Origin of the sequence: Paractinoplanes pyxinae (assembly GCF_026626335.1) — a bacterium.
Taxonomy (GTDB): Bacteria; Actinomycetota; Actinomycetes; order Mycobacteriales; family Micromonosporaceae; genus Actinoplanes; species Actinoplanes pyxinae.
The window spans coordinates 262,955-282,946 of record NZ_JAPNTZ010000007.1; the positions used below are offsets into that span (position 1 = coordinate 262,955).

The window sequence follows — 19,992 nt, forward strand, 5'->3', positions numbered from 1 at the left end:
CCTACATCCTTTCGGGCGCCGAGACGCCGAGCAGGCCCAACCCGTTGGCGATCACCGTACGGGTGGCGTCGTTCAGCCAGAGCCGCGCGCGCTGCAGATCCGTGATCGGCTCGTCGCCCTGCGGCAGCACCCGGCAGTTGTCGTAGAACTTGTGGTACGCCGAGGCCAGGTCTTCCAGGTAGCGGGCCACGTGGTGCGGCTCGCGCAGCTCGGCCGACCGGGTCACCACGGCCGGGAACTCACCCAGGGCCTTGAGCAGGTCGTTCTCTTTCTCGTGGCTCAGCAGCTCGGGGTGGAAGGCGTCCGGCTCGCCGCGGGTCAGGCCGACCTCGGCGGCGTTGCGGGCGACACTCGCCGTACGCGCGGCCACGTACTGCACGTAGTAGACCTTGTTCTCTTTGGTGGCGCGCGTCCATTCCTCGATGTCGATGTCGATCGTCGAGTCGGACGAGTACCGGGCCAGGGCGTACCGGGTGGCGTCGACCCCGATCGCGTCGACGAAGTCCTCCAGGGTGATCACCGTTCCGGCGCGCTTGCTCATGCGTACGGGCTGCTTGTCCCGGACGAGATTGACCAGCTGCCCGATCAGGATCTCGAGATTGCGCGCCGGGTCGTCGCCGAAGCAGGCCGCCATGGCTTTCATGCGGCCGATGTAGCCGTGGTGGTCGGCGCCCAGCATGATCACGACCCGGTCGAAGCCACGCTTGCGCTTGTCCAGGTAGTAGGCGCAGTCGGCGGCGAAATAGGTCCAGTCGCCGTCCGACTTGCGCAGCACCCGGTCTTTGTCGTCGCCGAACTCGGTCGTGCGCAGCCAGGTGGCGCCGTCGGCCTCGAAGATGTGGCCCTGCTCGCGCAGCCGGTCGAGCGCTTCCTGCAACTCGCCCCGGTCGTGCAGGTCCTTCTCATTGAAGTACGTGTCGAACTCGACGCCGAACTCGGTCAGCGACTGCTTGATCTCGGCGAACATCAGCTCGACGCCGACCCGCCGGAACGTCTCGAGCGCGGCCGGCTCACCGATCTTCAGCACGTCGGGCGCCTCGGCCACCACGGCGGTGGCGATCTCGGCGATGTACGCGCCGCCGTAACCGTCCTCGGGCGCGGGCTCGCCCTTCGCGCTCGCGTAGAGAGAACGCGCGAACCGGTCGATCTGGGAGCCGGCGTCGTTGAAGTAGTACTCGGTGCCGACTGTGGCGCCCGACGCCCGCAGCAGCCGGGACAACGCGTCACCGACGGCGGCCCACCGGACGCCGCCGATGTGCACCGGACCGGTCGGGTTGGCCGAGACGAACTCGAGGTTGATCCGCTCGCCGGCCAGCGTGTCGGTGTGCCCGTAATCCGGACCGGCCAGCACGATGTCCCGCGCCAGGACGCCGGCCGCGGCCGCGTCGAGCCGGATGTTCAGGAAGCCCGGGCCGGCGATCTCGACCGACTTGATGCCCGGGCGGGCGCCCAGCTCCTCGGCCAGGGCGGCGGCCAGCTCACGCGGCGCCACACCGGCCTTCTTGCCCAGCTGCAAGGCCAGCGTGGAAGCGTAGTCACCGTGCTCGGGGCTGCGGGGCCGCTCGACCGTCGTCGCCTCGGGCAGCGCCGAGACATCGAGACCGCGGGTCTCGAACACGGCACGAGCAGCTGAGAGAACGGTGGAAGCAAGCTTGGCGGGAGTCACCCAACCATGCTATCGGGGGTAGACTTCGACGCTCGGCGGCCACCCGAGCCCCGCCTTCCTTCTTCCAAAGAATCGACGAGGCACGATGAGCATGAGCACGCCGGGTCCCGAACGGGTCCCGCAGTCCGTCAAGGTCGACAAGACCTCCGGCCAGGGCAAGCCCCCCACCGCCGCCAAAAAGGCCGCGGGCGGCAAGGGCCCGGCCGGCAAGGGTCCCGCGGGCAAGGGCGGCGGCAAGGGCCGCAAGCCGGTCGCCCCGGTCAAGGTCGCCGGCAGCCGCAACTGGGGCCCCATCGCGGTGGCCGGTGTGGTCGTGCTGATCGCCGTCGGCATCATCGGCTACGGCGTCTTCGCCGCCGTCCAGGGCTCCCGCAGCTGGGAAGACAAGGTCTCCGAGATCGCGGGCGTGACCAACTACCGCGAGCAGAAGAACCCGGCGATCGACGCCCGCGACCACAAGCAGGGCACCCAGACGTACGTGACCAGCCCGCCCGTCGGCGGCACCCACAACAGCACGTGGCAGAACTGCATGGGCGACGTCTACGACCAGCCCATCGCCAACGAGCACGCGGTGCACAGCCTCGAGCACGGCGCCGTCTGGATCACGTACAAGCAGGGCCTGCCGGCCGACCAGGTCGCCAAGCTCGCCGAAAAGGTCCAGGGCAAGGAATACATGCTCATGTCGCCCTACGCGGGCCTCGACAAGAACGTGTCGGTCCAGGTCTGGGGCTACCAGCTCAAGGTCGACGACGTCAACGACAGCCGCATCGACCAGTTCATCCAGGACACGCGTCTGGTCGCCACCATGGAGCCCAACGCCGCCTGCTCCAGCGGCAACACCACCACCGGCCCGCTGCAGGCGGCGGCCGGCGGCGCCACCATGGGCAACGGATGACCGTCTCCACCGATCCGGGAGCGGCGGCCACGGTCGCCGCTCCCGGCGGGGGAAACCCGGGCCGCAACTCGCAGTCCTGGCTGGCCGTGGCCGCCCTGATCCTCGGCCTGGCCCTGGGCGTGGCGGCCGGGCTGCTGATCCCCCGCTTCACCCACCCCGGCACCGACTCGGTCGAAGCCGGCTTCCTGCGCGACATGTCGACCCACCACGCCCAGGCCGTGGAAATGTCGATGATCGCCCACGCGAACTCGACAAACCCGCGCATCGTCACCCTCGCCAGTGACATCGCCCTGACCCAGCACGGCCAGATCGGCTACATGCAGGCCTGGCTGCGCGACTGGGACCTGAGCCCCACCGGCACCGAGGCCCCCATGGCCTGGATGCCCGACTCGGCCGGCTCCGTGGTCAACGGCCTCATGCCCGGCATGGCCACCCCCGAGCAGATGGACAGTCTGCGCAAAGCCACCGGCAAACAGGTCGACGTGCAGTTCCTGACCCTCATGAGGGCCCACCACCTGGGCGGCATCCACATGGCCCAAGAGGCGATCGACCTCTCCGACAACGAGAACGTCGACTGGCTCGCCACCACGATGGTCTCCGGCCAGCAGAGCGAACTCGCCCTCATCGACACCCTCCTCAAAGAGGTCCAAGCCTCCTGACCGCCCGCCGATACCGATTGGCGGGCGGTCTTGGGGGCCTGCTAGGCTCTGAAACCACTGAGCCCCCGTAGCTCAGGGGATAGAGCGTCGCCCTCCGGAGGCGAAAGCGCAGGTTCGAATCCTGCCGGGGGCACAAGACAAGATGACCCGCGCCAAGATCAGCACAGTTTTACTGTCACTTGGTGACCCGGGCGCGCACTCTCTACTCCTTCACCGACTTGGCCCGCGCCGATCTGGTGCTGGATGCTGAGTACGCTGGCGGCACGGTAGGCACAGTCGCGGACGACCCTCTCAATCGACTCTTGCCGGTCGGCAATCAGGGCGGTTTCCGCTACCGGAAGCCGAAGGGCGAAGACGTCCGGCTCGTTGTTCTCTACACGTCCGGTGAAAATCCCGACTGGCCCGACGTTCTGGACGAGAAAACCGGCCTCTTCACCTACTACGGCGACAATCGCTCGCCCGGTGGCCTCCTGCACGAGACCCCGCGCTCTGGCAACGTCATCTTGCGGGATTCATTTGCGGCGGCCCATGCAGATGCGGACGCGCGACGTCGTGTGCCGCCCTTCTTGCTCTTCGCACGGGCGAAGGCGACCGGGCGGAGCGTGCTGTTTCGCGGGTTGCTCGCACCTGGCGCCGACACGCTCGGCGCCGACGACGACCTGCAAGCCATCTGGCGCAGCACTGATGGGCGACGCTTCCAGAACTATCGAGCTAAGTTCACCGTTCTCAACACTCCTGTCGTCACTCGCGCCTGGATCGAGCAGATTCTGGACGGCAATCCGCTTGGCAGTGAGTGCCCCGAGGCTTGGATCGAGTGGGTCCGGGGACGCGCGTACGACACGCTCACCGCACCGGCGACAAAGGTTGTCCGTAGCCGGAGCGAGCAGATGCCGGATGACGCTGCCGGACGGATGATCCTGAGCACGATCCACCAGCATTTCGCCGGCCGCTGGCACGACTTCGAGGCATGCGCTGTCGAACTGTGGCGAATGCTGTCACCGAATACGGGCGCCACCACAGTCACCCGAGCGAGTCGTGACTATGGTCGCGACGCTGTCGGCATCTATCAGCTCGGACCAGCCGCCGATCGTGTCTCGCTCGATTTCGTCCTCGAGGCCAAGTGCTACGCGCCTGACAGGTCAGTCGGCGTCGAAGATACGTCGAGGCTCATCTCTCGAATTCGTCATCGCATGTTCGGTGTACTGGTCACTACGGCGTCGGTTCATAGCCAGGCCTACAGCGAGGTCAGGGAGGATCAGCATCCCATCGTGATCATCTGCGGGCGCGACATCGTAGACATTCTGCGCAGCAAGGGTTACATCACCCCCGAAGCCGTTGCCGCCTGGCTCAACTCTGCTTTTCCTCCACAGGCGGAGACGTCGCCAACGCCCACCACAGGCACCGACATGGTGTGGTTCCCGAACAAGTAACCCCGCCGAGGCGGCGTACGCGGTGGTGCGTCACCGAGTGCCCATGGAGCAGGCACGCACGCCGCCTTCGGGCCGGCTCAGGACTCGGCGTAGCGGGTGGGTGGGAAGGGGTTGTCGGGGGTGAGGGGGGTGGTTTCGCCTTCGGATTCTTGGCGGGCTGTGACGCTTTCGATGTCCTGCTCGTCGTTGTCGGCGGCCGGGTCGAAGGGGACGGGGTCGTCGGTGGCGGGCGGGACGTCGTCCGGGTTGTAGTCGGTGACGCCGGCGTCGGCTCGTTCCTCGGCGGTTCGGCGTGCCAGTTCGTCGTCGTCCAAGTGGGCGGGGGTGCCGCCGTGAAAGCGGCGGTCGCGGTGGCCCTCGGCCGCCTCGGTGTTGAAGTTTTCGCTAGCCATGTCGTTTTCCCTTCCCTCCGCGATCGTGCGTTAACCGAAGCGTGCCCTGGATCGCAGCGTCACACCAGAGGCGACAATCGCCGTGCCGACTTGCCATGCGGAGCGTTACGCCGTAGGCATTCTGGGTAGTCGTGCCGCCCCTGCGGCGGTGAAAGGGAAGCCATGGCACTCACAGCTAAGCCGGAACGGTTCGACGTGCGGACCCAGGATCGCCACGTCGCCGCCGAGGCTCTTAACCGCATCGCCCAGCACCGGGCCCGCGTCTCGTTCGACGACCCGGATGCGGTCGACCTGCGTCTGCACGAAAGTCGTTACGGCGACACCCACAGCGCGCTGATCCGGTTCGGCGGGGTGCGCTACCGGTCGGAGGCCGAGCCGATGCCGTTCCTGCTGGCCGGTTTCCTGGCCGAGGGCGGCGCCACCTTGGAACGGCCGGGCGAGTCGGTCACCTTGTCGCGCATGCAGGCGATGCTTTTCCCGCCGGACATTCCGATCACCGGCGAGTACGAGAACGCCGTGCTCGTCATTCTGCGGATGCCGGTGGAGATCGCCGGGCAGCTGGCCGAGTCGACGACCGGCCTGCCGTCGGAGAAGCTGGAGTTCACCGGGATGACGCCGGTCTCGGAGGACGCGCGCCGGCTCTGGGTGCAGACCGCCGATTTCGTGTGGCGGCAGTTGAGCACGCCCGGCGCCGAGCCGCCGCCGCTGGTCACCGATCAACTCGTACGCCTGGTCGCGTCCACTTTGATCACGGTGTTCCCGAATACGTCCATGATCGACGCACCGCGCTACGACGCCGGTTTCGTGGCGCCGGCCGTGCTGCGCCGGGCGACCGCGTTCATCGAGGATCATCCGGAGAGCCCGCTGACCGTCGCCGAGATCGCCGACGCGGCGGGCGTGGGCATCCGCGCGTTGCAGAGCGCCTTCCGCCGGCATCTCGAGGTCACCCCGATGACCTATCTGCGGCGCGTACGCCTGGACCGGGTGCATCGGGAGCTGCGGGCCGGCGCCCCGCACAGCGGCGTGACAGTGCAGGATTCGGCCCGGCGCTGGGGTTTCGCCAACCTGGGCCGGTTCGCCGCCGAGTACCGCGCCGAGTACGGCGAGACCCCCAGCCAAACCCTGCGTGGATAAAACGCTCTGACAAAGCGGCCGAAACGCCCTCAAACCAAGAAGCTAAAGCGGCAGCACAACCGGCGTCGGGGTGCTCCCCACGCAGGTCACCGCCATCCGGTACTTCGCCTTGGCCCCCGTGAACAACACCCGGGCCGTGATGGCCGGCCCCACCTCGATCACCTGGGCCGTGAAGCCGTCGGCCGGATCCGCCTCGGTCAGCGTCGCCTTCCCCCGTTCGCAGACCGCGTACGCGGCGCCGCCCGGCGACTCGAGCCGCTTGCCCTCAGGCGGCGGAGCAACCGCCGACGGTGACGACGACGGGTCACTGGACGTGCTCGGCGCGGGCGGCCTGCTGACGGCTGGCGAGCCCGGCAGTTCCGGCTGGGTGACCGACGGTGCGACCGTCGGCGCCGGACCACTACCGGCGATCACGCCCGGGCCGGGCCGCTCGGTGGCCGCAGGGGCCACGCCGCCGCCCGGGGCGACCGCGCCGGCCGAGGGGCGCACGGAAGCCACTGAGGGGGCGGTGGGCACAACCGGCACCGGGGCGCCGGCGGTCTGCGGCCGGCTCTTCGAAGGTGAGTCGGCGACGAGCCAGACAGTCAGCGCAGCGGCCGCCACAGCCGCGACAGCCCCGCCGGCCAGCAGATACTTCTTGCGTACGGATGAAGCCTCCGGCCGGGCGCCGCGCGCGGGCCGATCGGCCGCTCCGGCCGGCCAGGCCGAATTGTGCGGGTTCTCGAACCGGGCCGGCTCCCCCAGGTTGCCCTTCGGGGCCGGCACCCCCGCCACGGCCGGCCGGTCGTTGGGGCGCGCCACGACGGTGGGCTGGGCCGCATAACGCGGGGGCGCCTGCCGCGGCACCCGGACCGAGGTTGGTTCGTCGTCATCGCGTACGGAATCGGCCGCCGCGGCCTCGACCGCATCACCCAGCGTGGCCGACACCTCGCTCGCGGTGGGCCGTTCGGCCGGATCCTTGCGCAGGCAGCGGTCGATCAGCTCGGCCACCGCGACCGGCACACCCGGCAGCTGCGGCAGCGGAGCCGGATCGACGTACACGTGGGCCTCGAGCATCTGCGTCGTGCTCTCGACGCTCCACGGCGACTCGTGGGCCAGCAGCCGATACAGCAGCACCCCGAGCGCGTAGACGTCGGAGGCGGGCTCGACCGCGTCGCCGGTCAGGCGTTCGGGGGCCAGGTAGGCCGGGGTGCCGACCAGCCTGTCCTCGGGCGAGGCGGGGCCGACGGCGGCCGCGATGCCGAAGTCGACCACCTTCACGCCGGCCGGGGTGACCATGATGTTGGCCATCTTGATGTCGCGATGGGCCAGGCCGTCCTCGTGCGCGGCGGCCAGCGCCGCGGCCACCTCGCCACAGATGCGGAAGACCGTGCGGGGCGGCAGCGGGCCGGACGACACCCGCTGCTGCAGGGTCGGCCCGTTGACGAGTTCCATCACCACGTACGGAAGGGAGTCGGCCTCGCCGTAGTCGTAGACCTGGGCGATGTTGGGATGCGACAACGTGGCCGCCGCGCGGGCCTCGTCACGGATGCGGGCGCGCGACTGCGGATCACCGGCGTACCGGCCCGCGAGCACCTTGACGGCGACCGGGCGGCCCAGCACCTCGTCGCGGGCGCGCCACACCACGGCCATGCCACCGCGGCCGAGTTCACTCAGCAATGTGTAGCGGCCGCCCAGAGCCTGCCGAACTTCCACCGTGGCAGTCTGCCCTTCCGGCCGCGAAATCGCACATCCGAACAAGGTTCGAATAGCGCTCGCTTTCGCATTACGCCTATGGTTTTCCCGGCACCGGAAGAATTGATCAAGGAGCGACATGGCGAACTCGATCCGGCAGCGATTCGCGGATGCCACTCTGGGCCGCTTGTTGCGGCAGGGCCCGGCGGCGAACGACTACGTGGTGGCGGCGGTGCGGACGCCCATGCGCGACGGGGTGGTGCTGCTGGGCGACCACTTCGCCCCGGTCACCGCGCGTCCGCGGGGAACGGTTCTCATCCGTACGCCGTACGGTCGCGGTTTCCCCTCGTCGGCGCTCAACGGCCGGATGTTCGCCGCCCGCGGCTACCACGTGATCATCCAGAGCGTCCGCGGCACGTTCGGGTCGGGCGGCCGCTTCGAGCCGATGGCCCAGGAGGCCGCGGACGGCCAGGACACGGTGGTCTGGCTGCGCGAACAGCCGTGGTTCGACGGCCGGCTGGCCACCCTGGGCGCGTCGTACCTGGGCTGGGCCCAGTGGACGCTGCTGCAGGATCCGCCGCCGGAATTGCGGGCCGCCGTGGTTTATGTCGGTCCTCACGATTTCCGCGAGGCGGTCTTCGGGACGGGCGCGTTCACGGTCGGCGACTTCCTCGGCTGGAGCGACATGATCGCCCATCAGGAGGACGGCGGCCTGCTGCGCCGGGGTGTCAGCGGGGTGTCGGCGTCGCGGCGGCTGCGGCCGGCGCTGCAGGGCGTGCCGCTGCCCGACGCGGCCGACCCGGTGCTGCGGGGCCGCGCGCCCTGGTACCGCGAGTGGCTGTCGCATCCCGACGGCGACGATCCCTGGTGGCAGCCGTACCGGGCGGGCGAGGCGCTGGACAAGGTCGAGGCGCCGGTGCTGCTGGTCGGCGGCTGGCAGGACCTCTTTCTCGATCAAACCCTTCAGCAGTACGAGGCCCTGCGCGCCCGCGGCGTCGACGTGGCCCTGACCGTCGGCCCCTGGACCCATTTCCAGCTGGGCCTTCAGGGCGCCGCCACGGTGGCCCGGGAAAGCCTCGCGTGGCTCGACCAGCACCTGGCCGAGGGGCCGCGGGCCCGGCGCTCGGCGGTCCACGTGTTCCGTACCGGAGAAAGGCGCTGGCACGGCCTGGCCGCGTGGCCGCCGCCGTCGGACCCGGCCGTGTTCCAGCTGCACGGCGACGGCACCCTGACACTCTCGGCGACGCCGCCGCCGGCCGCGGGTGAGTCGCCGGTTCCGGTCGCTGTGCCGCCCGGGGCCGAGTCACCGGCGGGCGAGACCGTGAGCTTCCGCTACGACCCGGCCGACCCGACGCCGACGGTGGGCGGGCGTACGCTCACCGGCTCGATGGGGGTCAAGGACAACCGTACGGTGGAAGCCCGCCCCGACGTGCTCACCTTCACCACCGACCCGCTGCCGACGGCGGTCGACGTGATCGGCTCGCCCGCGCTCGAGCTGGCCGTAGCGGTCGAGCCGGCGCACGCTGACGTCTTCGTCCGGCTGTGCGACGTCGACCAGCGCGGCCATTCCCGCAACTTCGCCGACGCCATGCTGCGGCTCGACCCCGGCGTGCCGGCCGGCCAGGTGCAGCGCCTGTCGCTCCGGCTCGACCCGTGCTTCCACCGCCTCGCGGCCGGCCACCGTCTGCGCCTGCAGGTCTCGGGCGGCTCTTTCCCGCGCTTCGCCCGCAATCTCGGCACGCCGGGCGCACCGGCCGACGCGCACACATTCCGGCCGCAGGAGCACACCGTCCACTGCGCACAATCGCGGGTGACATTGCCGGTCGCCGCGACCGAATGATCATTTACCGCGTGGGTGTTTCATCCACCACTCGGTGAATTGGCGGGCCTGGCCCAAATTGTCGAGCCGGAGCACCCACAAATTGCTGTACGTGTCCTTCGGATAAGTCGCCGTCGCTTCGATGATCGTGACGTCCTCGGTCACGAGCACGGGGTGCCACTCGAAGGTCGTGCTGCCCGGTTCGTCCTTGATCTTCAACCATTGCCGGACGATGGCCTCGCGGCCGAGCCACGGTTTCGCGTACGGCTCGGTGAAGTAGGCGGCGTCCTCGGTGAACAGGTCGCCGATGTGCCGGGGATCGTTGGACTCCCACGCCTTGCGGTAGTTGGCGACCCACGCCGTCACCGCGTCGAGACTGGTCATCGAGCCTCCCCAGGCCACCGTCACCGCTTCTCGTAGGCCAGCTTAATGAACTCGGGCAGGGCCCCGCCCCACAGCAGATCGCTGACCTGGCTCAGGACGATGAAGATCAGCCCCTCGGAGGGGTCGGTCATCCAGTCGGTGCCGTAGCCGCCGGACCAGCCGTAGCGCCCGGGACCGCCGGTCTCGTCCTCCTTGACGGTCACCCCCATCCCGTAGCCCCAGCCCTGGCCGCCCAGCAGGAAGCCGCCGCCGGCGATCTGCTCGTCGGTGAGGTGGTTGCTGGTCATCGCGGCCACCGACTTCTCGGTGAGCAGCCGGGTGCCGCCGTGGACGCCGCCGTCGAGCAGCAGGCGGGCGAACGCCAGGTAGTCGTCGGCCGTGGACAGCAACCCGGCCGAGCCGTTGGGGAACGCCGGCGGCCTGCTCCACACCTCGAGCGGCTCGATCTCGGACCGGCTCAGCCGGCCGGTCGTGCCGTCGGTCTGGTAGTGGACCGGCAGGTTCTCGAGCCGATCGGCGGGCAGCCAGAACCCGGTGTCGCGCATGCCCAGCGGGGCGAACAGGCGGTCGCGCAGCAACTCACCCAGATCCTGGCCGGAGGCGCGGGCCAGCAGCACGCCGAGCACCATGGTGCCGGCGTTGTACATCCACTGCTCCCCCGGCTGGTGGATCAGCGGCAGCGAGCCGAAGCGACGGATCCACTCGTCGGCGTCGAGCCGGGTGCGCGGCTCGGGCTCGGCCATCCGCAGGTCGAGCTCGCGCCAGGCCTCGACGATCGGGTACGGCGGGTCGAACTCTCCCTCTTCGCCGAGCACGAAGCCGAAGCCGAGCGTGAAGGTCAGCAGGTCCTCCACAGTGACCGGCCGCTCGGGCGGAACCGTGGCGTCGAGCGGGGCGTCCGGGCGTACGAGCACCTGCTGGCCGGCCAGTTCGGGCAGGAACCGGGCCACCGGCTGCTCGAGGTCGAGCACGTCGTCCTCGGCCAGCATCATCGTGGCGGCGGCCAGCACCGGCTTGGTCATCGAGGTGATCCGGAAGATGGTGTCGCGGCGCATCGGCACGGCGCCGCCGAACTCGGTGACGCCGACCGTGTCGACCCGGACGTCGTCGTCCCGGGCCACCAGGGCCACGAGACCGGGGAAGTCGCCGCGCTCGACCCGCGCGGCCATGGCTTGCTCGAGCTGACTGGGCATGGGTCACACCCTGCCAGGTCGTTAAGGTTCTGGCATGGACAACTGGCGGCATCTGCCGGCGCCGGCCCGCCCCATCGCCGCCGCGGCCTCCACAGCAGTGGCGGCGGCTCGAGCCCAGGACGGCGAGGCGTTCGCGGCCGCGGCGGTCGAGCTGGCCGCGCTCGATCCGGCGCAGACCGGTCTCATCCTCGGCACGGCCACCCGCCTGCTGCTCGAACAGGCCCGCCCGGACGGTCTCGACAGCGACGCCGTACGCGAGGTGCTGGCCCAGTGCGTCCGGTGGGCCGCCGCCTGGCATCCCGCGACCGACCCCATGGTGGTGCTGTACCTGCTGGCCGGCGCGCTCGGCGTGCTGGACGAGGAGACCACGCCGCCCAAGCCGGACGAGCTGACCCGGCACGCCGCCCTGCTGCTGGCCCACCTGCTGGGCCCGCGCTCGCCGCGCGACATCCTCACCGCCGCCCTCACCGAGATCGAGCACACCCAGCTGAACGACTGACTCGTTGATCCCCGGCCAGCTGTTTCGGGCATAAGGGAGGAAGCGGTCATGACGACAACCGATCCGGGTCTGCTGCTGCGCCCGATGCTGCACGTGGACGATCTGGCCGCGTCGGTCGCGTTCTACCGGCAACTGGGCGGCGAGGTCATCCACGGCGGCGAGGACAGCGACTGGGTGCTCATGCAGCTCGGGACGGTCCAGATCGGCCTGCTCAACCGCCCGCCCGACCGCGAGCGCGGCGAGGACACGGTCGAGCTGACCTTCGACGCCTCGATGCCGCTGCCCCAGCTCGAGTCGCGACTGCACCAGGCCGGCATCCCGGTCGGCGACGGCACCGACCACCACTACGGCGAGCAGCTTCACGTCCGCACACCGGAAGGCCTGCTGCTCAAGATCAGCCGCCGCGAGCCGGGCTGACGAGGTGTCCGGCACCATTGGCGGTATGGCGTCGGTCGCGATCTTTCATTCCCTGTACGGGTTGCGGCCGTCCGTGCTCTCCGCCGCCGAGCGTCTGCGGGCGGCCGGCCACACCGTCGTGACCCCCGATCTGTACGGGTTGCCCTGCGCCGATTCGATCGACGCGGGCGCGGCGCTGGCCGACAAGGTGGGCTGGGACGAGATCGTCGCGCGGGGACGGGCCGCGTTGTCCGCGATGCCGCCGCGCACCGTCCTGGTCGGCCTTTCCCTGGGTACGGGCGTGGTCGAGGCGTTGCTGCCGGAGCGCCCGCACACCGCGGGCCTGCTGCTGCTGGCCGGCGCACCGGCGGCGGCACTCCCCGGCCTGCGCGCCCAACTGCACGTCGCTGACCCCGACCACGAATACGTGCCGGCCCCGGCCATCGCCCGCTGGACCGACGCCATGGAGGTGGCGGGCGCCATCTTCGAGGTCTACCGGTACCCGGCCGTGGGCCACCTGTGGATGGACGAGGGCCTGCCCGACCACGACCATCTGGCCGCCGAGCTGCTGTGGTCCCGCTGCGCCGAGTTCCTTCGCCTCTCGTGAGCCGTAACGCGCATCACTGCAGTCGGTAAAAGTTTGCAGCCTCTGCAAGTTCGGTCCTAGCCTGCTGGTGTGGCCGAGACAGAAGCCGCGGCGCCGACCCGCCGCGATCGCAAGAAGCAGCAGACCCGGGCCGCCCTGATGGCGGCCGCCCTGCGTCTGGTCGACGAGCGCGGCCTCGAGCACGTCACGGTCGAGGACATCAGCGAGGCGGCCGACGTCTCCCCGCGCACGTTCTTCAACTACTTCGCCACCAAGGACGACGCCGTGCTGGGCGGGCCGCTGCCGAACGGGCCGTCGATGCACGACCGCCTGCTCGCCGTGCCGGCCGACGTCCCGCTGGTGCCGGCGATCCTGCAGGCGATGAGCGCCGACATCGCCGAGATCCAGTCCGAGCGCGACTTCTGGCTGACCCGGCTCCGGGTGATCCGGAACAACTCGTCACTGCTGCCGCTGCTGATCGCTCGCGGCGAGTGCGCCGAGCAAGAAACGGTGACCGCCGTCGCGGCCCGCACCGGCCTGCCCGCCGACAGCCTGTTCCCGCAGCTGGCGGCCACTTTGACCGGCGCCGCCTTCCGCACCGCGATGATGCGCTGGGCCACCGCCGGCGACAACCTGTACGACCTGGTCCGCGAGACCTTCCAGGTTCTCGAGACCGGCTTGGCACCTACTCACCAGGAAGTCATGCGATGACACTCACCAGTCCGCCCGATCGACCGGACCCGTCCCTCCGCGCGGAGGCGACGGTCGCCGAGGACGCGGTCGCCCTCGGCGGCGTGCCGGTCGCGGAGGACGCGGTCGACCAGGCCGCCACCGCCGACGGGGTCGCCGGCCGGATGTCGCGCGGGCAGGTCGTCCAGGCCCTGTCCGGCCTCATGCTCGGCATGTTCGTCGCGATCCTGGCCTCGACCGTCGTCTCCAACGCGCTGCCCCGGATCATCGCCGACCTCAACGGCAGCCAGTCCGTCTACACCTGGATCGTCACCGCCGAGCTGCTGGCGATGACGGCCACCGTCCCGCTGTGGGGCAAGCTCGCCGACATCTACAACAAGAAGCTGCTGGTCCAGCTGTCGCTGCTGCTGTTCGTGGCGGGCTCGCTGATCGCCGGCTTCACGCCCGATGTCGAGATTCTGGTCGTCAGCCGCGTGGTGCAGGGCATCGGCGCCGGCGGCATGACCGCACTGGCCACGATCGTCCTCGCCGCGATCATCCCGCCGCGCGAGATGGGCCGCTACGCCGGCATGTTCGGCGCGGTCTTCGGTGTCGCGACGATCGCCGGGCCGCTGATCGGCGGCGTCATGGTCGACACGTCGTGGCTGGGCTGGCGCTGGTGCTTCTTCATCGGCGTGCCGTTCTCGATCGCCGCCATCGCGCTCCTGCAGAAGACCCTTCACCTTCCCTCCGTACGCCGGAAGGGTGTCAAAATCGACTGGCTGGGCGCCTTCCTGATCACCGCCGGTGTCAGCACGCTCCTGATCTGGTCGACGCTCGCCGGTCAGCACTTCGACTGGGCCTCGTGGCAGACGGCGGCCTTCGTGGCCGGCGGTGTCGTGCTGCTGGCGCTCGCGGTGTGGGTCGAGTCCCGCGCCGAGGAGCCGATCATCCCGCTGGGCATCTTCCGCAACCGCACCGTCACCCTGACGATCATCGCCAGCGTGCTGGTCGGCGTGGCCATGTTCGGCGGCACGGTCTTCCTGTCGCAGTACTTCCAGGTCGCGCTGGGTAAGTCCCCGACCGTGGCCGGCCTGATGAGCCTGCCGATGATTTTCGGTCTGCTGGTGTCCTCGGTGGTGGCCGGAGCGCTCATCACGAAGACCGGCAAGTGGAAGATCTACCTGGTCGCCGGGGCCGTCATCATGACCGTCGGCATGCTGCTGCTGAGCACCATCGGCGCCAACACGAGCGTCCTGGTCATCTCGGTGCACATGGCGGTGCTGGGCATCGGCGTCGGCATGCTCATGCAGAACCTGGTGCTGGCCGCGCAGAACGACGTTCCCGCGGCCGAGCTGGGCGCCGCCACCTCGACCCTGACGTTCTTCCGCAGCATGGGCGGCGCGATCGGCGTCAGCGCCCTGGGCGCCGTCCTGGCCAGCAAGGTGACGTCGGGCTTCGCCGAGAAGTTCGGCGGCGCGGCGGCCACCGGCGGCGGCACGGCCGAGGTGCCGGACGTGAGCGCCCTGCCGCCGCAGGTGCTCGCCATCGTCAAGGACATCTACGGCACGGCGACGGCGGAGCTGTTCCTGATCGGCGCGCCGATCGCCGCGCTGGCGGTGATCGCGGTGCTCTTCATCAAGGAGAAGCCGCTGTCGACGCTGAGCGGCGACGAGCGACGAGCCCAGGAGGAAGCGGCCGCCACCGGAATCCCGCTGCACTGAGCGGGGGGCCCGGGCGGTCAGGAAGGGCGCAGGCCCACCGACGTGCGAGGTGAGGGCGGCTCGGCGCAGCCGAGCAGCCCCACCAGCCCGGACACCCAGAGCTGGCGGTAGACGGTCGGGCTGGGGTGGCTCACCACGAGCTTGATGCCGCTGGCGGCGGCGGTGTGGAAGCAGGCCACCAGGATGCCGATGCCGATGCTGTCGATCAGCATCACCCGCTGGAGGTCGAGGCAGATCTTGCCCGGCGTGGAACTGGTCAGCACGTCGTTGACGGCGTCCCGCATCACGTGAGCGTTGTCGAGGTCGATCTCACCGCTGGGCGCGATCTCGACGGTGCCATCGGCCAACTGGCGCGTGGTGATCGGCAGATACACGGCTGCCCTCTTCCTGGCATCGAGCGGGCCGACGCCGACTTCCGCGAGGAGGACACTCCACAGGCCGGGAATGACCTGGACGGGCGTCGGACACCACGCCCGGGTGCCGCTCTCCAAACGCGTTCCTACAACAATCCGCTGGTCTGCAAGTTACGCCACGTAGGCGCGGAACGCCAGAGTAGTTCATATGGCCTGAATGTGCGGGAACGGTCAGGCGCGTGGCGGGAACGTTGACGTTCCGGGAGCCGGGTCGAATACTCACCGTATGCAATGGGACTCGCTTCGGCATGGTTGAGATCAGCCCGAGGTCTGCCCACGTTTTCCCCGAAACGCCAGAAGTAGCCCACTTCAACGGGGCAGATATCGATGAGGCACGGTTGTTGCTAAATCGTTTTTACTATCCCGTGGCGGTCGGCTTGCCGGAAGACGTGGCCGGCTTCCAGCTCGGTGTTGGGGTGATCCAACTCGGACCCCTAACGGTCGGACAATTGAGTTTCACCAGCCCGGTGACGCTGCTGGTGGCCGAATTGGACGCCTACCACATCACCATGCCGACACTCGGCCACCTCCATGCCCGGCACGCCGGCCGCGAGGTCTTCGCCGGCCCGTCGACCGGCGTGATCTTCGGGCCGGGCAGCCCGGTCTACACCTCCCGCGAGGCCAACTCCGTCGAACTGGCCGTCAAGGTCGAGCGGAAAGCCCTCGAGGAGGAATTGTCTGGACTGTTGGGACACCCGATCGAGGGACCCCTGCGGCTCCCCCCTGAGGTGGACCTTTCCACCGGTCCGGGGTACAGCTGGCGCCGGTTGATCCGCATGCTGTGCGACGAGCTCGAGTACGAGTCGAGCCTGTTCTACGAGCCGTTGATCGCCGAGCAACTGCGGTGCACGGTCCTCAGCGGCCTGCTGCTGGCCCTGCCCCACCGCTACCACGACGAGCTGACCGGACCGGTCAGCGCCGGGCCGCCCCGGGCCCTGCGCCGGGTGGTCGACGCCATCCAGCACGAGCCCGAGCGGCCGTTCACGGTGACCGAACTGGCCCGGGTGGCCAACATGAGCGTGCGCTCGCTGCAGGAGGGCTTCCGCCGCCATCTGGGGCAGGCGCCGATGTCCTATCTGCAGCAGGTGCGACTGGGACGGGCCCACGAGGATCTGCGGCGGGCCGATCCGGCCCGGGTGACCGTCGCGGCCGTGGCCCATCGGTGGGGGTTCGCCCACCTGGGCCGGTTCGCCTCGGCCTATCGGGGCCGGTTCGGCGAGACACCGTCGGAAACGCTGCGCTCCTCCGGATAGGGAGAAGCGCCGGTCATTCGCCGGGGTCGCTGCGACGAGGCTGCGGAACCTCGTTCGCGGTCGGGCGCGCGGGAGCGAGGCCGAAGATGTGGCCGCGCGGGGGCACCCACTCGCGCCACGGGCCCAGCCGCATCGGAACGGCCGCCAGATCGCCGTCGCCGGCCCCGCGCTGGGTGCGCAGATAGGCCAGCACCCGGGCGGCCGCCTCACCACCGTCCTCGGCCAGGTTCAGCAGAAGGCGGCGGGCGTCGTCGGCCGCGGGATCGCCCGGGTCGAGACCCGGCACGTCGGCGGCGGGGCGGCGCAGCAGCGCGGCCAGACCCGCCAGGGCCTGCATCACGTCGCACGCGTCCCGTTCGGCATCGGGCAGGCTGGTCACGACCGCCCACCCCGACTCTCGGTCATGCGTTTCCCCCTCACCACGCCCGTTCGACAGCGGCCTGGCGCATTCCCACCGGACCCCGCGAACGAACGTCAGAGCGAAAATGTATTCGGCCCACTACTAAGCGTCCATCCGTAACGCGCAGGTCCTGTCCAGTTAGCGCTCAGTTTGACCGTCCGACGGCATGATCGTCCCTTTCGGCACGCCACCCGACATGCGACAACAGCGACAGCCTGTCCACATCGCGCATCTCCTGGCCACGACACGCAAAGCGACCGCCGGCCGGGACGCGCGCCACACAATCGGTCAGAACAAGCATCGACGGGGTATAGATCGATCAGAGGCGAGTGGGAGGACATCATGAGCGACGAGATTCGTCAGCCCCTGGAAGAGACGCCGGAGGTCGCCGACGCCATCGAGGACGACGTCGCGGTCGACGCGTTCATCACCGGCGGCGGCGCCGACAGCGACAGCCCCGAGTTCCTGCAGCCGGGTGAGGAGCCGGTCGTGCGCACCGGCGCCGACCAGCCCTGGGACCCGGAGGACCTGGCCGTCGCCGAGGGCCGCGACCCGACCCCGGCCAACGTCGAGCGGGCCCGCGAGGAACTGGAACGCGACGGCGCCGCGGCCATCGAGCGCACCGTCCCCTGACCGGGGCTAGGAAACCGTCACGCTGATCGTGTGCCACCCCGTGGCTCCACTGGGGAACGGGGTGGCCCTTTCCTGCGCCTGCACGGCGCCGGTCCGGTCGGTGGCCCGCACCGCGATCGAGTGCGGCCCGGCCGTCGCCCGCCACGAATACCGCCACTGCACCCAGGTGTCCACCGACGGCGCCGGCAACAGTTCGGCGGGCGCCCACTCCCCGTCGTCGATCCGCACCTCCACGGCTTCGATCCCCCGGCGCTGCGCCCAGGCCACACCGGCGACCGTCACGACACCGGCGTCGAGCCGCGCGAAGGGCCGGGGGCGGTCGACCCGGGAGCCGGTTTTGACGGGCGCCTGGGCCGCCCATCCGCGCGAGACCCAGTACGGGTCGAACTGGTCGAAGGTGGTCAGCTCGAGCGAGCTCAGCCACTTGCAGGAGCCCGCGTAGCCGTACACGCCCGGGGTCAGCATGCGCACCGGGAACCCGTGTTCGAGCGGCAGCGGCTCGCCGTTCATGCCGATGGCGAGCATCGCGTCCCGCCCGTCCAGCAGCGTCGCCACCGGGGTGCCGATCGTCATGCCCTCGACCGAGCGCGCCACCACCTGCTCGGCGCCGGCTCTGATCCCGAGGGAGCGCAGAAGCGGCGCCAGCGGCACCCCGAGCCACTTCGCCGTTCCCATGTACGGGCCGCCGACCTCGTTGGAGACGCAGTTCATCGTGACCGGCCGCTCGATCAGCGGCATGGCGAGCAGATCCTCGAAGGTGACTCGCAGCTCGCGGCCGAGCATCCCGTGCACCCGCAGCGACCAGTCGCCGAGGTCGATCCGCGGCACGGTGAGCGCCGTGTCGACGCGATAGAAGTCCTTGTTCGAGGTCAGGAGCCCGGCCGGTACGGGCGGTCCGGGATCAGCCGCGGCCGGCAACCGCACCGACTCGCGAGCCCGGCCCGGCGCCCCACCGGCGAGACCCCGTAGCGCCACCGCCCCGCCCGACGCCGCGACCAGGGCCGCGGCCTGCAGGAAGACCCGGCGATCAACCCGTACGCCGGAAGGGCGGGACCGCAGCAGCAGCCACAGCACCACCCCCGCCAGCGCCGCCCCGGTCAAGGACGGCACCACGTCGTACGGCTGGAAAGCCGGCCGCGAAAGCGCCGCACCCGCCCCGGCCAGGCCGAGCAGCGCGGGCCCGGCGACGGCGACGAGACGCCGCCGCCGGCCCACCGCCCCGGTGACCGCGGCCAGGGCCGCCACCACCAGCCCGATCACACCGAGAAGGAATGGCTTGTCGTTGGTGCCGAGCTCGCGAACCGCGAACTCCTTGACTGCCGTCGGCGTCGCGTCGATGACCGCGCCACCCACCGCGATCAGCGGCCCGGCCGCCGGCCGGGTGACGGCGGCCAGCAGTTCGGCCACCGCCACCCCGAGGCTCGCGGCAGCCAGACCGGCCGCCACCCCCGCCCAGGCCCGCATCAGCTCTTCGGCATCAGGACGGAGTCGATGATGTAGACGGTCGCGTTGGCCGTCTGCACGTTGCCGCAGACCACCGAAGCGGCGCCGTTCACCTTGAAGTCCTCGCCGCTGCCGCTGACCGTCAGCTCGTCACCCTGCAGGGTCTTGTGCGAGCCGGCCAGCGCCTCCGGAGCGAGCTTCCCGGGCACCACGTGGTAGGTCAGGATGCTGGTCAATGTCTTCTTGTCGGCCAGCACCTTGTCCAGGTCGGCCTTCGGAATCTTGCCGAACGCGTCGTTGGTGGGCGCGAAGACGGTGATGCCGTCGGCCGAGTTGAGCGAGTCGACCAGGCCGGCCTTCTTGACCGCGGTCACCAGCGTCGAGAGGAGCGGGTTGCCCGAGGCGGCGGTGGCCACCGGCACCTGGGCCATGGCCTGGAAGCTGCCCGGGTTCGACGCGTCCGCCGGCACGGCCGAGCAGCCGGCGCCGAAGGTGGCCATCATGTCCGACGGCGCCGAGCTGGCCATGGTGGTCGGTGCGGCCATCGGGCTCTCGCCGCCGGAGGACGTGGTCGAGGAGGAGGAATCACTTCCGCAGGCGGCCAGCGAGATCGAGAACAGGGTGGCCGCCGCGAGCGCCGTGAGCTTCGTTGCACGCATGATTCGTCCCTAACGTTGGAGTTTGTTACCTTCACTCCGTATTCGGGGCGAACCATGCGGCGGATGGGCGC

Annotated in this window: 21 protein-coding genes and 1 tRNA gene; 13 read left to right on the plus strand and 9 right to left on the minus strand. The window is 70.1% G+C overall.

What is annotated here, in order from left to right; genetic code table 11:
- Position 1: 1 nt before the first annotated feature.
- A complete protein-coding gene (gene argS / locus OWR29_RS21185) occupies positions 2–1,666 on the minus strand; it encodes an arginine--tRNA ligase (protein ID WP_267564767.1) in 1,665 nt (554 codons plus the stop codon).
- A gap of 85 nt (positions 1,667–1,751) precedes the next feature.
- Here argS and OWR29_RS21190 point away from each other — a divergent pair, with 85 nt between their 5' ends.
- The 4 genes from OWR29_RS21190 to OWR29_RS21205 all read left to right on the plus strand — a co-directional run bounded on the left by OWR29_RS21190 (position 1,752) and on the right by OWR29_RS21205 (position 4,650).
- Entirely contained in the window at positions 1,752–2,561 is an 810-nt protein-coding gene (locus OWR29_RS21190; protein WP_267564769.1) for a thioredoxin-like domain-containing protein, read from the plus strand.
- Complete coding sequence (locus OWR29_RS21195; protein WP_267564770.1) at positions 2,558–3,220, plus strand: DUF305 domain-containing protein; 663 nt, start codon at positions 2,558–2,560, stop codon at positions 3,218–3,220. The genes OWR29_RS21190 and OWR29_RS21195 overlap by 4 nt, the downstream gene beginning before the upstream one ends.
- A gap of 61 nt (positions 3,221–3,281) precedes the next feature.
- A tRNA-Arg gene (locus OWR29_RS21200) sits at positions 3,282–3,353 on the plus strand.
- A gap of 49 nt (positions 3,354–3,402) precedes the next feature.
- Complete coding sequence (locus OWR29_RS21205) at positions 3,403–4,650, plus strand: restriction endonuclease (RefSeq protein WP_267564771.1); 1,248 nt, start codon at positions 3,403–3,405, stop codon at positions 4,648–4,650.
- A gap of 77 nt (positions 4,651–4,727) precedes the next feature.
- Here the strand turns inward: OWR29_RS21205 and OWR29_RS21210 are convergent, their stop codons facing one another.
- A complete protein-coding gene (locus OWR29_RS21210; RefSeq protein ID WP_267564772.1) occupies positions 4,728–5,042 on the minus strand; it encodes a hypothetical protein in 315 nt (104 codons plus the stop codon).
- 162 nt (positions 5,043–5,204) lie between these two features.
- On the opposite strand from OWR29_RS21210, the gene OWR29_RS21215 reads away from it, so the two are divergent.
- Positions 5,205–6,176 (plus strand): AraC family transcriptional regulator, encoded by a 972-nt coding sequence (locus OWR29_RS21215; RefSeq protein ID WP_267564774.1) that lies wholly within the window; start codon positions 5,205–5,207, stop codon positions 6,174–6,176.
- Positions 6,177–6,218: 42 nt separating this feature from the next.
- Here the strand turns inward: OWR29_RS21215 and OWR29_RS21220 are convergent, their stop codons facing one another.
- Positions 6,219–7,871: a serine/threonine-protein kinase gene (locus OWR29_RS21220; protein ID WP_267564775.1), complete on the minus strand. Its 1,653-nt coding sequence runs from the start codon at positions 7,869–7,871 to the stop codon at positions 6,219–6,221.
- 118 nt (positions 7,872–7,989) lie between these two features.
- Here OWR29_RS21220 and OWR29_RS21225 point away from each other — a divergent pair, with 118 nt between their 5' ends.
- Positions 7,990–9,690, plus strand: coding sequence for a CocE/NonD family hydrolase (locus OWR29_RS21225; RefSeq protein WP_267564776.1), 1,701 nt, complete (start codon positions 7,990–7,992; stop codon positions 9,688–9,690).
- Here the strand turns inward: OWR29_RS21225 and OWR29_RS21230 are convergent, their stop codons facing one another.
- Positions 9,691–10,053, minus strand: a complete 363-nt coding sequence (locus OWR29_RS21230) for a nuclear transport factor 2 family protein (protein ID WP_267564777.1) — start codon at positions 10,051–10,053, stop codon at positions 9,691–9,693.
- 20 nt (positions 10,054–10,073) lie between these two features.
- Positions 10,074–11,246, minus strand: coding sequence for a serine hydrolase domain-containing protein (locus OWR29_RS21235; RefSeq protein WP_267564778.1), 1,173 nt, complete (start codon positions 11,244–11,246; stop codon positions 10,074–10,076).
- 34 nt (positions 11,247–11,280) lie between these two features.
- Here OWR29_RS21235 and OWR29_RS21240 point away from each other — a divergent pair, with 34 nt between their 5' ends.
- The 5 genes from OWR29_RS21240 (at position 11,281) to OWR29_RS21260 (ending at position 15,120) form a co-directional block, all read left to right on the plus strand.
- Entirely contained in the window at positions 11,281–11,745 is a 465-nt protein-coding gene (locus OWR29_RS21240) for a hypothetical protein (RefSeq protein WP_267564780.1), read from the plus strand.
- Between the two features lie 48 nt (positions 11,746–11,793).
- Positions 11,794–12,162, plus strand: a complete 369-nt coding sequence (locus OWR29_RS21245; RefSeq protein ID WP_267564782.1) for a VOC family protein — start codon at positions 11,794–11,796, stop codon at positions 12,160–12,162.
- Positions 12,163–12,187: 25 nt separating this feature from the next.
- Positions 12,188–12,748: a dienelactone hydrolase family protein gene (locus OWR29_RS21250; protein ID WP_267564783.1), complete on the plus strand. Its 561-nt coding sequence runs from the start codon at positions 12,188–12,190 to the stop codon at positions 12,746–12,748.
- A gap of 69 nt (positions 12,749–12,817) precedes the next feature.
- Positions 12,818–13,438 carry an acyl-CoA-like ligand-binding transcription factor gene (locus OWR29_RS21255; RefSeq protein ID WP_267564784.1) on the plus strand — a complete coding sequence of 207 codons (621 nt, stop codon included), beginning with the start codon at positions 12,818–12,820 and terminating at the stop codon, positions 13,436–13,438.
- Positions 13,435–15,120 (plus strand): MDR family MFS transporter, encoded by a 1,686-nt coding sequence (locus tag OWR29_RS21260; RefSeq protein ID WP_267564785.1) that lies wholly within the window; start codon positions 13,435–13,437, stop codon positions 15,118–15,120. Before OWR29_RS21255 ends, OWR29_RS21260 begins: the two co-directional genes overlap by 4 nt.
- A 17-nt stretch (positions 15,121–15,137) precedes the next feature.
- On the opposite strand, the gene OWR29_RS21265 is transcribed toward OWR29_RS21260, so the two are convergent.
- Positions 15,138–15,494, minus strand: coding sequence for an STAS domain-containing protein (locus tag OWR29_RS21265; protein WP_127497678.1), 357 nt, complete (start codon positions 15,492–15,494; stop codon positions 15,138–15,140).
- 287 nt (positions 15,495–15,781) lie between these two features.
- Between OWR29_RS21265 and OWR29_RS21270 the strand changes: the two genes are divergently transcribed.
- A complete protein-coding gene (locus tag OWR29_RS21270) occupies positions 15,782–16,786 on the plus strand; it encodes an AraC family transcriptional regulator (RefSeq protein ID WP_267564786.1) in 1,005 nt (334 codons plus the stop codon).
- A gap of 13 nt (positions 16,787–16,799) precedes the next feature.
- On the opposite strand, the gene OWR29_RS21275 is transcribed toward OWR29_RS21270, so the two are convergent.
- Positions 16,800–17,165, minus strand: a complete 366-nt coding sequence (locus OWR29_RS21275) for a hypothetical protein (RefSeq protein ID WP_267564787.1) — start codon at positions 17,163–17,165, stop codon at positions 16,800–16,802.
- Between the two features lie 363 nt (positions 17,166–17,528).
- On the opposite strand from OWR29_RS21275, the gene OWR29_RS21280 reads away from it, so the two are divergent.
- Positions 17,529–17,819 carry a hypothetical protein gene (locus tag OWR29_RS21280; RefSeq protein ID WP_267564788.1) on the plus strand — a complete coding sequence of 97 codons (291 nt, stop codon included), beginning with the start codon at positions 17,529–17,531 and terminating at the stop codon, positions 17,817–17,819.
- 6 nt (positions 17,820–17,825) lie between these two features.
- Here the strand turns inward: OWR29_RS21280 and OWR29_RS21285 are convergent, their stop codons facing one another.
- Both OWR29_RS21285 and OWR29_RS21290 read right to left on the minus strand, forming a co-directional pair.
- Positions 17,826–19,283, minus strand: a complete 1,458-nt coding sequence (locus tag OWR29_RS21285) for a molybdopterin-dependent oxidoreductase (protein ID WP_267564790.1) — start codon at positions 19,281–19,283, stop codon at positions 17,826–17,828.
- Positions 19,283–19,921, minus strand: coding sequence for a fasciclin domain-containing protein (locus OWR29_RS21290; protein ID WP_267564791.1), 639 nt, complete (start codon positions 19,919–19,921; stop codon positions 19,283–19,285). Before OWR29_RS21290 ends, OWR29_RS21285 begins: the two co-directional genes overlap by 1 nt.
- Positions 19,922–19,992: the final 71 nt, after the last annotated feature.

Coding starts and splice junctions, on each gene's coding strand:
- OWR29_RS21190 (WP_267564769.1), top strand. CDS start 1,752: ATGAGCATGAGCACGCCGGGTCCCGAACGGGTCCCGCAGTCCGTCAAG.
- OWR29_RS21195 (WP_267564770.1), top strand. CDS start 2,558: ATGACCGTCTCCACCGATCCGGGAGCGGCGGCCACGGTCGCCGCTCCC.
- OWR29_RS21210 (WP_267564772.1), bottom strand. CDS start 5,042: ATGGCTAGCGAAAACTTCAACACCGAGGCGGCCGAGGGCCACCGCGAC.
- OWR29_RS21215 (WP_267564774.1), top strand. CDS start 5,205: ATGGCACTCACAGCTAAGCCGGAACGGTTCGACGTGCGGACCCAGGAT.
- OWR29_RS21225 (WP_267564776.1), top strand. CDS start 7,990: ATGGCGAACTCGATCCGGCAGCGATTCGCGGATGCCACTCTGGGCCGC.
- OWR29_RS21230 (WP_267564777.1), bottom strand. CDS start 10,053: ATGACCAGTCTCGACGCGGTGACGGCGTGGGTCGCCAACTACCGCAAG.
- OWR29_RS21235 (WP_267564778.1), bottom strand. CDS start 11,246: ATGCCCAGTCAGCTCGAGCAAGCCATGGCCGCGCGGGTCGAGCGCGGC.
- OWR29_RS21240 (WP_267564780.1), top strand. CDS start 11,281: ATGGACAACTGGCGGCATCTGCCGGCGCCGGCCCGCCCCATCGCCGCC.
- OWR29_RS21245 (WP_267564782.1), top strand. CDS start 11,794: ATGACGACAACCGATCCGGGTCTGCTGCTGCGCCCGATGCTGCACGTG.
- OWR29_RS21250 (WP_267564783.1), top strand. CDS start 12,188: ATGGCGTCGGTCGCGATCTTTCATTCCCTGTACGGGTTGCGGCCGTCC.
- OWR29_RS21260 (WP_267564785.1), top strand. CDS start 13,435: ATGACACTCACCAGTCCGCCCGATCGACCGGACCCGTCCCTCCGCGCG.
- OWR29_RS21270 (WP_267564786.1), top strand. CDS start 15,782: ATGGTTGAGATCAGCCCGAGGTCTGCCCACGTTTTCCCCGAAACGCCA.
- OWR29_RS21280 (WP_267564788.1), top strand. CDS start 17,529: ATGAGCGACGAGATTCGTCAGCCCCTGGAAGAGACGCCGGAGGTCGCC.
- OWR29_RS21285 (WP_267564790.1), bottom strand. CDS start 19,283: ATGCGGGCCTGGGCGGGGGTGGCGGCCGGTCTGGCTGCCGCGAGCCTC.
- OWR29_RS21290 (WP_267564791.1), bottom strand. CDS start 19,921: ATGCGTGCAACGAAGCTCACGGCGCTCGCGGCGGCCACCCTGTTCTCG.